At 67.8% G+C, this 12933-nt stretch carries 12 protein-coding genes; 7 read left to right on the forward strand and 5 right to left on the reverse strand.

Annotated features, from left to right (window positions below; genetic code table 11):
- Positions 1–12 precede the first annotated feature (12 nt).
- Positions 13–2592: a cyanophycin synthetase gene (cphA, locus tag ASD75_RS16005; RefSeq protein ID WP_056746934.1), complete on the forward strand. Its 2580-nt coding sequence runs from the start codon at positions 13–15 to the stop codon at positions 2590–2592.
- Positions 2589–3086: a CreA family protein gene (locus ASD75_RS16010; protein WP_056746935.1), complete on the forward strand. Its 498-nt coding sequence runs from the start codon at positions 2589–2591 to the stop codon at positions 3084–3086. Before cphA ends, ASD75_RS16010 begins: the two co-directional genes overlap by 4 nt.
- 125 nt (positions 3087–3211) lie before the next feature.
- Here the strand turns inward: ASD75_RS16010 and ASD75_RS16015 are convergent, their stop codons facing one another.
- The 3 genes from ASD75_RS16015 to ASD75_RS16025 all read right to left on the reverse strand — a co-directional run bounded on the left by ASD75_RS16015 (position 3212) and on the right by ASD75_RS16025 (position 7055).
- Positions 3212–3859, reverse strand: a complete 648-nt coding sequence (locus ASD75_RS16015) for a DsbA family oxidoreductase (protein WP_056066442.1) — start codon at positions 3857–3859, stop codon at positions 3212–3214.
- A gap of 524 nt (positions 3860–4383) precedes the next feature.
- Entirely contained in the window at positions 4384–5892 is a 1509-nt protein-coding gene (locus tag ASD75_RS16020) for an AMP-binding protein (protein WP_056746936.1), read from the reverse strand.
- Positions 5889–7055 (reverse strand): acetyl-CoA acetyltransferase, encoded by a 1167-nt coding sequence (locus ASD75_RS16025; RefSeq protein WP_056746991.1) that lies wholly within the window; start codon positions 7053–7055, stop codon positions 5889–5891. The genes ASD75_RS16020 and ASD75_RS16025 overlap by 4 nt, the downstream gene beginning before the upstream one ends.
- Before the next feature lie 262 nt (positions 7056–7317).
- Here ASD75_RS16025 and ASD75_RS16030 point away from each other — a divergent pair, with 262 nt between their 5' ends.
- The 3 genes from ASD75_RS16030 to ASD75_RS16040 all read left to right on the forward strand — a co-directional run bounded on the left by ASD75_RS16030 (position 7318) and on the right by ASD75_RS16040 (position 10680).
- Complete coding sequence (locus ASD75_RS16030; protein WP_056746937.1) at positions 7318–8292, forward strand: YcjF family protein; 975 nt, start codon at positions 7318–7320, stop codon at positions 8290–8292.
- Positions 8293–8495: 203 nt separating this feature from the next.
- Entirely contained in the window at positions 8496–9812 is a 1317-nt protein-coding gene (locus tag ASD75_RS16035) for an SPOR domain-containing protein (RefSeq protein ID WP_056746938.1), read from the forward strand.
- A 115-nt stretch (positions 9813–9927) separates the two neighbouring features.
- Positions 9928–10680, forward strand: coding sequence for an SGNH/GDSL hydrolase family protein (locus ASD75_RS16040; RefSeq protein ID WP_056746939.1), 753 nt, complete (start codon positions 9928–9930; stop codon positions 10678–10680).
- A gap of 6 nt (positions 10681–10686) precedes the next feature.
- Here ASD75_RS16040 and ASD75_RS16045 read toward each other — a convergent pair whose 3' ends face one another.
- Both ASD75_RS16045 and ASD75_RS16050 read right to left on the reverse strand, forming a co-directional pair.
- Entirely contained in the window at positions 10687–11472 is a 786-nt protein-coding gene (locus ASD75_RS16045; protein WP_056746940.1) for an alpha/beta fold hydrolase, read from the reverse strand.
- A gap of 1 nt (position 11473) precedes the next feature.
- A complete protein-coding gene (locus ASD75_RS16050; protein WP_056746941.1) occupies positions 11474–12478 on the reverse strand; it encodes a M14 family zinc carboxypeptidase in 1005 nt (334 codons plus the stop codon).
- Between the two features lie 188 nt (positions 12479–12666).
- Here ASD75_RS16050 and ASD75_RS24205 point away from each other — a divergent pair, with 188 nt between their 5' ends.
- Positions 12667–12798 (forward strand): hypothetical protein, encoded by a 132-nt coding sequence (locus ASD75_RS24205; RefSeq protein WP_255342784.1) that lies wholly within the window; start codon positions 12667–12669, stop codon positions 12796–12798.
- The gene (locus tag ASD75_RS23935; protein WP_167514362.1) at positions 12770–12931 is read left to right on the forward strand and encodes a hypothetical protein; all 162 of its coding nucleotides are present in this window, start codon (positions 12770–12772) and stop codon (positions 12929–12931) included. Before ASD75_RS24205 ends, ASD75_RS23935 begins: the two co-directional genes overlap by 29 nt.
- Positions 12932–12933 lie beyond the last annotated feature (2 nt).

Consider the following 12933-nt stretch of genomic DNA (forward strand, 5'->3'; position numbering starts at 1 on the left):
AAAGAGACTTCCATGGATGTAACCCGCACCCGGGCCCTGCGCGGCCCCAACCTCTGGAGCCGCCACATGGCCATCGAGGCCGTGGTGACCTGCGCCGAGAACGAGCGCGCCGTGGGCCAGATGGCCGGATTCGAAGCCCGCCTGCGGGCCCTGTTCCCCGCCATCGGCGCACTGCACCCGGAAACCGGTGGCGGCGATGTGTCGCTGGCCCACGTGCTGCAGACCGCAGCACTGGCGTTGCAAGCGCAGGCCGGCTGCCCCGTGACCTTTGCGCGCACCACGGCCACCACCGATGCAGGCGTGTACCAAGTGGTTGTCGAATACAGCGAAGAAGCCGTGGGCCGCAAGGCGTTTGAAGACGCACAGCAACTCATCCAGGCCGCGCTGGGCAACGGCAGCTTTGACGCCGAAAAGGCCGTCGCCGACCTGCGCGAGCTGGACGAAGACGAGCGCCTGGGCCCCAGCACGGGCTCCATCGTCGAGGCCGCCGTAGCCCGGGGCATCCCCTACCGCCGCCTCACGCGCGGCAGCCTGGTGCAGTTTGGCTGGGGTTCCAAGCAGCGCCGCATTCAGGCAGCCGAGGTCGATTCAACCAGCGCCGTGGCCGAATCCATCGGCCAGGACAAGGACCTGACCAAGCGCCTGCTGCACGCCGCTGGCGTGCCTGTCCCGCTGGGCAAGCCGGTGGAGACTGTGGACGAAGCCTGGGAGGTCGCCCTCAAGGTCGGCCTGCCCGTGGTGGTCAAGCCGCAAGACGGCAACCAGGGCAAGGGCGTCACCGTCAACATCACCGACCGCGCACAGCTTGAAGAAGCCTACAAGAACGCGGCCGACTACGGCACCGTGATGGTCGAGCGCTTCTTGCCCGGCCACGACTTCCGCCTGCTGGTGGTGGGCGACCAGCTGGTGGCCGCCGCCCGCCGCGAGCCGCCCCAGGTGCTGGGCGATGGCGAGCACACCGTGCGCCAGCTGGTGGACGTGGTCAACCAGGACCCTCGCCGTGGCGAAGGCCATGCCACCTCGCTGACCAAGATCCGCCTCGATGACATCGCAGTAGCCCGCCTGGCCATGCAGGGCCTGACGCCCGACTCGGTGCCGGAGAAAGGCCAGCGCGTCATCCTGCGCAACAACGCCAACCTGTCCACCGGCGGCACCGCCACCGATGTGACTGACGACGTGCACCCCGAGGTTGCGGCCCGCGCCGTGGCCGCCGCCCAGATGGTGGGCCTGCACATCTGCGGTGTGGACATGGTGGCCGAGACCGTGCTGCGCCCCCTTGAAGAACAAGGTGGCGGCTTTGTGGAAGTGAACGCCGCCCCCGGCCTGCGCATGCACCTGGCCCCCAGCTACGGCAAGCCCCGCAACGTGGGCCAGGCCATGGTGGACAAACTGTTTGCCCATGGCGACGACGGCCGCATCCCTACCGTGGCCGTCACCGGCACCAACGGCAAGACCACCACCGCCCGCCTGATTGCGCACCTGTTCACCGCCCAGGGCCTGCGCGTGGGCATGACCAACACCGACGGCGTGTACGTGAACGGCCGCCAGATCGACAGTGGCGACTGCAGCGGCCCCAAGAGCGCCCGCAACGTGCTGCTGCACCCCGAGGTGGACGCCGCCGTGTTCGAGACCGCCCGTGGCGGCATCTTGCGCGAAGGCCTGGGCTTTGACCGCTGCCAGGTGGCCGTGGTCACCAACATCGGCGCGGGCGACCACCTGGGCCTGAACTACATCACCACGGTGGAAGACCTGGCCGTGCTCAAGCGCGTGATCGTGCAGAACGTGGCCCCCACGGGCTACGCGGTGCTCAACGCCGCCGACCCCATCGTGGCGGCCATGGCTTCGGCCTGCCCCGGCAAGGTGATCTACTTTGCCAGCGACCGCCACCACCCCGTGATGGTCACGCACCGCGCCCAGGGCCACCGCACCGTCTACGTGGACGGTGACTCCATCGTCGCCTCCGAAGGCTCGTGGCGCGAAACCATCCACCTGCGCGATGTGCCCATCACGCGCAACGGCAAGATCGGTTTTCAGGTCGAGAACGTCATGGCCTCCGTGGCTGCCGCCTGGGGCGTGGGCATGCCCTGGCAGACCATCCGCCGCGGCCTGTCGGGCTTTGTGAACGACAGCGACAACGCCCCCGGCCGCTTCAACATCATGGACTACCGGGGTGCGACGGTGATCGCCGACTACGGCCACAACCCCGACGCCATGCGCGCCCTGGTGCAGGCCGTGGACGCCCTGCCCGGCAAGCGCCGCAGCGTGGTCATCAGCGGCGCGGGCGACCGGCGCGACGAAGACATCCGCGAGCAGACCGTGATCCTGGGCGCCGCGTTTGACGACGTGATCCTGTACCAGGACGCTGCCCAGCGCGGCCGCGCCGACGGCGAAGTGATGGCACTGCTGCGCGAAGGCCTGGCCGGTGCGCCGCGCACCACGCACGTGGAAGAGATCCGTGGCGAGTTCATCGCCATTGACACCGCCCTGGAGCGCCTGCAACCCGGCGACCTGTGCCTGGTGCTGGTGGACCAGGTCGAAGAAGCGCTGGCCCACCTGGCCCAACGCTGCACCGAAGGCGAGACCGCGGCATGACCGCTGCGCACACGTTGGCAACCGCCGCCGTTGTGGCGCTTGCGGCCCTCGCGGGCGGCACAGTGCAGGCCGCATCGGGCGAAAAGATCGGCACCGTGGACACCGCGTTCCAGTGGATCGGCCGCGACCACGACATCATCGTCGAGGCCTATGACGACCCGGGCGTACGGGGCGTCACCTGCTACGTCTCGCGGGCACGCATCGGTGGTGTCAAGGGCACGCTGGGCCTGGCCGAGGACCGCGCCGAGGCCTCCATTGCCTGTCGCCAGGTCGGCCCCATCAGCATTCCCGAGCCACTGAAGAAACAGGAGGAAGTGTTCAGCGAACGCATGTCCATCCTGTTCAAGCGCCTGCGCATCGTGCGCATGGTGGACCCGGCCCGCAACACGCTGGTGTACCTGACCTACTCTGAAAAGCTCATCGACGGCTCCCCCCAGAACAGCGTGACCGCCGTTCCCGTGGACCGCGCCACCGCCATTCCGCTGCGCAAGTGACGGTAGCCCGGTGTGGCCGGGGCATCGCTCAGACATCAAAAAAAGGGGCTCCAGGCCCCTTTTTTGATCGTAGATGCCAGTAGCGCTAGTGCAATATACCTGAGCAGCTATCAAATAAATAGCACCTAGCCCTGCGCGGCAATCTGCCGCAGCGCCTGCTCAAACACCTCCACCGGCTGCCCACCCTGGATCAGGTGGCGCTCGTTGACGATGATCGCGGGCACCGAATGGATGCCGTTTTGCAGATAGAACTGCTCGCGCTCGCGCACTTCGTCGGCGTAGCGGTCTGAGGCGAGCAGCGCACGCGCCTCGGCCACATCCAGACCCACCTCTCCCGCCACACGCACCAGCACCTCGTGGTTGCTCGGGTCCTGCCCGTCGGTGAAATACGCCGTGAACAGCGCCTTCTTCAGCGCGGGCTGCACGCCCTTCTCTTCGGCCCAGTGCAGCAGCCGATGCGCATCAAAGGTGTTGTAGATGCGGCTGCGCTTGTCCATGCTGAAGGTAAACCCCAGCGCCGCACCGCGCGCCGCGATGGCCTCGCGGTTCTTCTGGCTCTGCTCGGGCGTGGCGCCGTACTTCTCTTGCAGGTGCTCGCCAATGTCCTGACCCGCAGGCCCCATCTGCGGGTTCAGCTCGAACGGCTGAAAGTGCAGGTCCAACGCGACCTCGCCCTGCAGCCGGTCCGCCGCCTGCTCCAGCGCCTTGAGGCCGATGATGCACCAGGGACAGGAGACATCGGAGACGAAATCGATCTTGAGGGTGGTGGTCATGGGAGGGGTGTACTGATGAGAGATGGCGAATAGTAGGGCGGGTTTGAAAACCGCGATTGTGATGGGTGTACCGGAAACTCATGCTCGCCTGGACGAGCGCGCTCTTGAGTCCTTCAAGGCCCTGTCGGCATACCTATCGGCAAGCTGTCGCATGAGCTGCTCGACCCAATCTACGCCGAACATCCGGGCTAGATGCCGACAGGAATGCGGTATTGAGGCACGCAGCCCCGCCCGCCACTTTTCGCCACGGGTGCAACCCACGCGTCGATGCCTCTACCTACCTATGAAAGTGAGGAGCGCAGGACCTAGCAGAAAGGCTCCAAGCAGCAAGATGACTGGCACGCCAACAGCAAACCAGATCATCAGCCTCGACTCCCTCTTGAAATGATGGTTGACGCTCTTGCTCTTGTCAGAGGAGCTTCCTTCTTCGTTGGAATGATTCGGGTGATTCATGAAGTGCTTTCGCAGTGAATCTTATGACTGCTATCGGCCAAAGCCAATCGGCCCAGCAAGCCGCCACTTGCTCACATACGCCGCAGCTCCGTCTTCAACACCTTCCCATAGCTGTTCTTCGGCAACGCCTCCACCCACCGGTATTCCTTCGGCCGCTTGAACCGCGCAATGTGCTCCAGGCACAGCGCATTCAGCACGGCATCGGCCACCGCACCGCCCTCCCCCGCGACCAGGAAGGCGACCACCACCTCGCCCCATTCCGTATCGCGCTGGCCGACCACGGCGACCTCGCGCACCTGGGGGTGGAGCAGCAGCACCTCTTCGACCTCGCGCGGGTAGATGTTGCTGCCGCCGGAGATGATCACGTCCTTGGACCGGTCCTTGAGCGTGAGAAAGCCATCGGCATCCAGCGCGCCCATATCGCCGGTGTAGAGCCAGCCATCGCGCAGCGTCTGCGCCGTGGCGGTGGGGTTGTTCCAGTAGCCGGGCATCACGGTGTCGCCGCGCACCACCACCTCACCCGTTTCGCCGGTGGGCAGGGGCTGGCCCGTAGCATCGACCACACGCACTTCCACCAGCGACTGCGCCACGCCCACCGACACCATGCGCTCGGCCCAGCGCGGGTGGTCGCGGTCGGCCAGCTGGGCGCGCGACAGGGCGGTGATGGTCATGGGGCTTTCGCCCTGGCCGTAGATCTGTGCAAAGCGGTTGCCCATCACGGCCAAAGCGTTGCGCAGGTCGTCGGCATACATGGGGCCGCCGCCGTAGACGATGGTCTTGAAGCCTGACACGTCGGCACCCGTGGCGCGCACATGGTCCACCAGGCGGTGCACCATGGTGGGTGCGGCAAACAGCGTGAGCTGGCCCACGCTGGCCGCCAACTGCACCAGCTCGGCAGGCTCGAACCCGCCCGACCGCGGCACCACATGCCGCTCGCCGCGCAGCACCTGGGCGTAGTTGTAGAGCCCCGCACCGTGCGACATGGGCGCGGCATAGACCATGGCGTCGCCGGGCAGGATGTCGTCCACATCGGTGAAGTAGCAGGCCGTCATGGCCAGCAGGTTGCGGTGGGTCTGCATCACACCTTTGGGTCGGCCGGTGGTGCCCGAGGTGTAGAACAGCGAGGCCACGTCATGCGGCGCGCGGTCGCACACGTCCATGGGCGTGTGGGCGACTGCGGCGCGGTATGCGTCGGAGCCAAAGACCAGCACCGCGTCCTGCGGCGCCCCGGCCTCGCGCACGGCGGGGGCCAGCGCTTCAGAGGTCAGCACCACACGCGCGCCAGAGTCGGTCAGCACGTAGGCGAGTTCTTTGGCATGCAGCTTGTAGTTGACCGGCACCGACACGGCCCCTGCCCACAGGATGGCGTGCAGGGCTTCCAGGTATTCGGGCGCATTGGCGGCGTAGATGGCCACGCGGTCGCCCGGGGCCACGCCACAGCGTGTGCGCAGATGGGCGGCCAGCGCGGCGGTGCGGGCAGCCAGCGTGCCGTAGCTCCACAGCACCTGGTCGCCATGCAGCAGCGCGTGCTGGTGGGCGTGCAGCAAGGCGCTGCGGCGCAGCAGGTGGGCGATGTTCATCGGGCGCGCTCCAGAATGCTCACGTAGTTGGCCACGGCCGAGCCGCCCATGTTGAACACGCCCGCCAGGGTGGCACCCGGCACCTGCAGGTCGCCCGCCTCGCCCAAGAGCTGCATGGCCGACACCACATGCATCGACACGCCCGTGGCGCCGATCGGGTGGCCCTTGGCCTTGAGCCCGCCCGACGCGTTGACAGGCAGGCGGCCGCCGCGCAGCACGGTGCCGTCTTCCAGCAGGCGGTGGCCCTGGCCTGCGGGCGCCAGGCCCATGGCCTCGTACGTGAGCAGCTCGGCGATGGTGAAGCAGTCGTGCACCTCGGCCAGCGACAGGTCGTGCACCGCGCACCCTGCCTGCTGCAGCGCCTGCTGCCAGGCGCGCCGGGGCCCTTCAAAGTCCACCACACGGCGGCGCGCCATGGGCAGGTAGTCGTTGACCTGCACCCGCGCACGCAGGCGCACGGCGCGGGGAAAGTCGCCCACCGCATCATCGGCCGCCAGGATGAGCGCCGCGGCACCGTCGGACACCAGAGAGCAGTCCGTCTTGCGCAGGGGCGCGGCAATCATCGGGTTGCGGTCGGACACGGTGTTGCAGAACTCAAAGCCCAGGTCCTTGCGCATGTGGGCCCAGGGGTTGAGCGCGCCGTTGGCGTGGTTCTTGGCGGCGATGCGTGCCAGGGTGGCCGAATGGTCGCCATGCGCCGCGAAGTAGTCCTGCGCGATGGAGGCAAAAATGCCCGGGAAGCCACCGGGCGGACTGCCCGCCTCGCCGGAGTAGCCGCAGTCGCCCAGGATGCGCGTGGTCTCGGCGCCGGAGACAGCGGTCATCTTTTCGGCGCCGATGACGAGGGCAACCCGGGCGCGGCCGGCCTCGATGGCGTCACACGCGGCATAGAGGGCCGCTGAGCCCGACGCGCAGGCGTTCTCCAGCCGTGTGGCGGGCTTCCACCGCAGGGCCTCGTCGCATTGCAGGGCCAGCGACGAGGCAAACACATCGGGCGTGAAGCCGCCGTTGAGGTTGCCCAGCCACACACCATCCACCGCTGCGCCGTCGATGCCCGCGTGCTGCAGGGCCTCGCGGCCCGCGCGGGTGATGAGGTCTTCAAGCCCCAGGCCGTCCAGCCGGCCAAACGGCAAATGTGCCCAACCCACGATCGCTACGCCCATGTCCATCCTCCGTTGATGCGCGCCAAGACGGCGCGATGGCAAGCACTGTAGGCAAGCGATGGCCCTCCGCACAGTCGCCGAACTACCCAAGGGAAAACCCGAAGCCCTGGCGCCCCGCACAGCCCGCGCCATCAATCCCCCACACGCTGTGGCGTTGAAACCGCATTGCCTAGACTGCACCTAAGAACCTGTTCACAAGCCACCGCACAACACACTGCAAGCAGTGTGCAACCCCTCCCGCCCCTTTTTTCGCACGACGACCATGACCCTGGACCAGCAAAAATCCATCCTCACCATCGCCCTTCTGGCCGCGTTTGCCGATGGCAACAAGGACGATGCCGAACGCGAAGAGATCCGCCGCATTGCCCAGTCGCTCGCGGGCGACGGGGGCGTGGCCGACCTGCCGCGCATCTACCAGGACGTGCTGCTGCAGCGCACCAGCGTGCAGGCCGCCGTGCAGGGTCTGAGCGAGCCCATGCACCGCCAGCTGGCCTACGAGATGGCTGTCTGCGTGTGCGATGTGGACGGCCGTCAGACCGCGGCGGAGCGCGAGTTTCTGACCCGACTCAAGGCGGCCCTGCAGCTGGGCGACCCGCAGACGGCAGCGTTTGACCAGCAAGCCGATGCACTGGTGGACGTGGCCGAAAAGGCCGTGCCGATGGCGGTGCCGGTGGCCACTGCTGCGGCAGCGCCTCTGGCCGCAGCAGTCGGTGCAGGTGCCTCGGACGCAGAGCTGGACAAATCCATCCTGAACTATGCGCTGCTCAATGGCGCGCTGGAGCTGCTGCCGCAGTCATGGGCGTCGATGGCCATCATCCCGCTGCAGGTGAAGATGGTCTACGGCATTGGCAAGGCCCACGGGGTGGAGCTGGACCAGGGCCACATCAAGGAGTTCATCGCCGCTGCCGGCGTAGGCATGACGTCGCAGTACCTGGAGCAGTTTGGTCGCAAGCTGCTGGGCGGCCTGCTGGGCAAGGTGGCGGGCCGCACCATCGGCGGGCTGGGCGGCGCTGCCACAGGCATGGCGTTTTCGTTTGCCACCACCTACGCGCTGGGGCAGGTGGCCAAGCGCTATTACGCCGGTGGCCGGGTCATGAGCACGGCCATGCTGCGCGAGACCTTTCAGGGCCTGCTCACGCCCGCCAAGCAGCTGCAGACGCAGTATTTGCCACAAATTCAGCAGAAGGCAGCGACGCTGGACGCGGGCCAGATCATGGCCCTGGTACGGGGCAAATAGCGAACGCTATCTAATTGATAGCTGCTTGCGCATATTCGACTGGCGCTTGCAGCCGATTTGACTCAAAACCCGTCCCGCAGGCACGCAGTGGCCTGCTCGGACGCCCCGCAGCGCGCCACCACGCTGCGCGCACCCGTTGCCGCCGCGCAGCACCTTGCGATTCGGCAGGTAATACACCGCCCGGTGCATGACAGAATCCGACCATGCTCGACCACACGGATCCTGTCGCCTCCATCATCCCGGCCATGTCGCTCGATTCGCCGTCCGACAACGCCATGGCGGCCATGTCGCGGCTGGCCCTGGGGCCCGTGAACACGGACTACTACCTGAAGGTGTTCGAGCGCTTTGACGACACGGGCCGCACGACCACCACATGGAACTGGGCCGCCTGCCTGTGCACCCTGAACTGGATGCTGTTTCGCCAGCTGTGGGGCGCCGCGCTGGTCTATGTGGCGGCAGCCGAGGGGCTGGCACTGATCGTGTTTGGCGTGGGCCGTTCGTTTTTGCACTGGCCCGTGGGCATCGAACTCGGGGTGCTGGGCGCCTTTGCGGTGCTGGCCTTTGCCGTGCCGGGGCTGTACGGCAACGCCATCCTGTACGCCGACATCCGCAAGCGCATTGCGCGCGCGCTGGCCGCGTCGCGCACCGTGCCGGAGGCCTGCGCGCTGCTCGAAAAGCAGGCCAGCTCGCGCAAGCGGCTGCAGGTGCTGGTGCTCGCAAACGTGGTGCTGGGCCTGGCCGCACTGATCGCCTACCTGGCGCTGTCGCCGTCGGACGTGAAGCCCCTGGCGCTGGAACCCGCCGTCACGGTGGCGCAGGCCACGGCAGCGGCCCAGGCGGCATCTGCCACCAAGCCCGTGGGTGCCTTGCCGGTGCCAGAGGCCGAAGGGGCACCCACGCCGCCAACGCCAGCCCCTGAAGTGGCAACAGAACCACCGCCAGCGCCCCAGGCTCCTGCAGCAGCAGCCCCCAAGCCTGCGTCTGTGGCATCGGCACCTGCGGCTGTCGCGTCCGCCACTGCCGCCACTGCCGTTCAAAAATCGGCCGAGCCCCCAGGTCCAGCACTGTCCGCATCGGCCACGGCCGCCCCCCCAGCCGCCAAAGCGTCCACACCCAAGCCAGCCACGCCAGCCGCATCGACCCGCGCACCGACGCCGGCGGCCAGCGCCACCGCTACCGCCCCTGCACGCCGTGATGCCGCCAGCCGCGCAGCAACCCCCACCAAGCCCAAGACACCGGTGGCAGCAGCGTCCTCCACCGCCGACACCGCGCTGCCCACGGTGGGCACTGCCTCGGGCTACTACATCAACGTGGGCCTGTTCGCCGAAGAAGCCAACGCCCGCAAGACGCAGGCGCGCTTGCTCAACGAAGGTCTGCCCGCGTTTCGCCAGGAGTTGAACAATTCCAAGGGACGCCGCATCCGCGTGCGGGTGGGGCCTTACGCCACCCGCGCCCAGGCCGATGCCGCGGCCGAGGCGATCCGCGCGATGGCGCTGGACGCCGTCGTCTTCAAGCAGTAGCACCCCCTGGACGCGGGGCGTAGCACTGTCCTACGCACGTGAATGCCCGACGCCGACGCAGGGTCGCCGAGTCTGCAGGTACGCTGAGCCCAGAGCAACTTTGGGCGTATGCACCATGACGCGAAAGACCTCCCCGCACTACAACGCCACCCGCCGGTGGGCCACCCTGGCCGCGGTGGCTGCGGGCACACTGCTGCTGACGGGCTGTGCCCCTTGGCGCATGTGGACGGCCGCCGACCTGGCCCGCGATGCACGCCCCTACACCGCTCAGCCCCCGCAGCCAACGCGGCGTGTGCTGGTGGTGGGAGACAGCACCGCCGTGGGCACTGGTGCCAGCACCGCAGCAGACAGCCTGCCGGGGCGCATCGGCCAGGACCATCCCCAATGGCGCATCGACAACCTGGCGGCCAACGGCGCCAAATTTGGCGATGTGGTGCAGCAACTGGAGCGCGCTGGCGGCGGCTACGACCTGGTGCTGGTGCTGGCAGGAGGCAACGATGTGATCCGCTTCACGTCTGAAGACACGCTGCGCGACCACGTACAGCAGGCCGTGGCGCTCGCGCGCCGCAAGGGGCAGCAGGTGGTGCTGATGCCTTGTGGCAACGTGGGCCACGCGCCCTTTTTTGTGCCGCCCCTGTCATGGGCCATGTCGCGCCGGTCCGAGGCACTGCATGCGCTGGCGCGGGAGGCAGCCAGCGCGCAGCAGGTGCACTACGTGCGCTTGCTCAAGCCGCGCGACCAGGACCCGTTCGTGACCCGCAGCCAGGAACTGAACGCCGCTGACGGCCTGCACCCCAGCAGCGCGGGCTATGCGGAGTGGTACCGCGAGCTGGTGGCTCAGGGTGCGCTGAACAGCCTCACGCCGTAGCCCCCGTTACCCGTCCGTTGACTCGCTACGGGACAGCCACTGCAGCACGGCATCGATGACCCACTGCGGGTCATCCAGGGGCAGGTCGTGCCCCGCCCACGGATGCGACCGCAGCGGCAGCCCCCAGGCCTGCGCAATGGCCTGCGAGCATTGGCGGGACACCAGGTGGTCCTTCTCGCTGCCCAGCAGCAGCACACGATCCACGGGTGCGGCTGCCGGCGCGCGGTACCGCGCGGCCGCCACCAGCTGGCGCAGGGCATTGTGGGCCGACACCGGCCGTTGCCTGCGCACAGCAGTCCACTGCGCCAACACGCCGGCAGCAGCGGATGGCGCGCTGCGGCTGGTGATTTGCCACACCACCTGCTCGGCGGCCTGCGCAGATCGCCACCGCCACGCCAGCCGCAGCAGCGGTGCGACGTTGTGCAGTTGCAGGCGGTGCCAGAACGGGCTGAACGGGCGCAGGCTGGTGTTGATGAGCACGCAGCCCGCCACCTCGTGGGGCGCCACGCGCGCCCATTCGGTGGCCACCATCGCCCCCAGCGACATGGCCAGCAGGTGGTAGGGCGGCGCCACGGCACGCTGCGCCAGCTCTGCACGGCAGGCTTGCACCATGCCCTGCACCGACACGGGAGACACCAGGCCATGGAACTCGCCATTGCCTGGCAGGTCGAGCTCCAGCACCTGGTCGCCCGGCACCGCTTGCGCAAAGTGCTCGCCAAAGGCGCCCCAGTGCGCGGCCTCGCGCGTCAGACCGCGCAGCAAGATCCATTGGCGTGGTGGGCGCACTGGCATCTCAGTACCACGCAGCCAGAGCATCGGCCCGGCGCTGCGCACGCTGATCGGTCGCCGGCACCCAGCGTGCGTGGCTGCAGGCCGCTCGCGACAGAAAGTCCAGCAGCGACAGGTGCCGCCGCAGCACCCGCTGCTGCCGGTGGTTGATGAGCGGATTGAAGATGCCGTTGCGCGAGAACAGCTGGCGCGGGTTCTTCTTGATCCACAGCCAAGAGCCCATCTCCAGCGTGAGCGGCAGGAAGGTGTGTGCGGGCACATCGCGGCAGGCCTGCAGGTACAGGTGGTCCCACAGATCGCCGTGGGCGAGGTACTGCGCGCTCTGCGGCTCGATGATGTACTGGTGGTTGCTGTGCGCCTGCAGAAAGATGTCTTGCAGCGCATGCAGCTCGGCCAGGTGCGGAATGGGCCGGCGGGTGTGGGCAAACGGGAACCACAGCCGGTCCTTCACCCCAAAGCCCGAGTGGCAGTCCAGCGCAATGCTGAAGGGCCGCGCCAGCAGCTGCTGCGCCACCACGTCGCACAGCGCCTGGCTCTCGGCCTCCATGGGCTCGCCCAGCCTGCCCCGGTACCAGGGCAGGCCCGCGCTCACGCGCTGCCCGCCAATGCCCCAGGGCACCGGGTCCACCGCGTCGACGGGCGCATTGCGCATCAGGTCCACCCCGCGCGGATTGGCGCGCGTGGCAGACCACATGCCGCCGGGGTTGACGATGGGCATGAAGACCAGGCGCACACGCTCCAGCTGCTGGTGCAAGGTGGTGTCCCACTGCAGCCGCATGACCACGTTTTGCAGGTAGGCAATGACCACCTCGGCACCAATGCGCTCCAGCCCATGCACGCCGCCAAAGAATCCGACGGCGGGCACGTCCAGCGCCGGGTTGCCCAACCCAATGGCATAGATGGGAAATTGCGTGCCCGATGCCACAGACACCTGCTGGACGACCTGCACCTGCAGATGGGGCGCCCCCAGGTCCAGGATTTTTTCCAGCGCCGCAAGCTCGGGCAGCATGTTCAATGGGTGGGGGTAAGTCGGTGTGTGGAGCACGCCAGAGCGCGTGCCAGGCAGTGAGGATAGCGCCCGGGGCCCAGCACGAACAGCGCTGCGGCCAACCTGTGGGGTTTGCGCGAACCGACGCGAAACCGTCACACAAGGGCGCTACCTTGCCTGCAGTCACCACCCTTTGGAAGAGGCGCAACATGCTCTGGAAACTGTTCGGACTGCAGCGGCTGCTCGATGAGCTGTTCGATGAACGCGGGTGGCTGAGCCTGGACCTGCCCCGCACCACCGGCTGGGACCACGATGATGTACCCGCCATCGCGCAAGACTGAGGCCTACCGCTGGGCCATGGGCTGGGCGATGCTGGCCTGTGCACTGGCCTGGGGCGTGGTGGAGTTTCTGGCCCTGCAGCGCGCGCGCTGGCAGCTGTGGCGCGAGCGGCTGCACACGCCTGCCCACCACTAGCA

The sequence above is a fragment of the Acidovorax sp. Root568 genome (assembly GCF_001427445.1).
Lineage (GTDB): Bacteria > Pseudomonadota > Gammaproteobacteria > Burkholderiales > Burkholderiaceae_C > Acidovorax > Acidovorax delafieldii.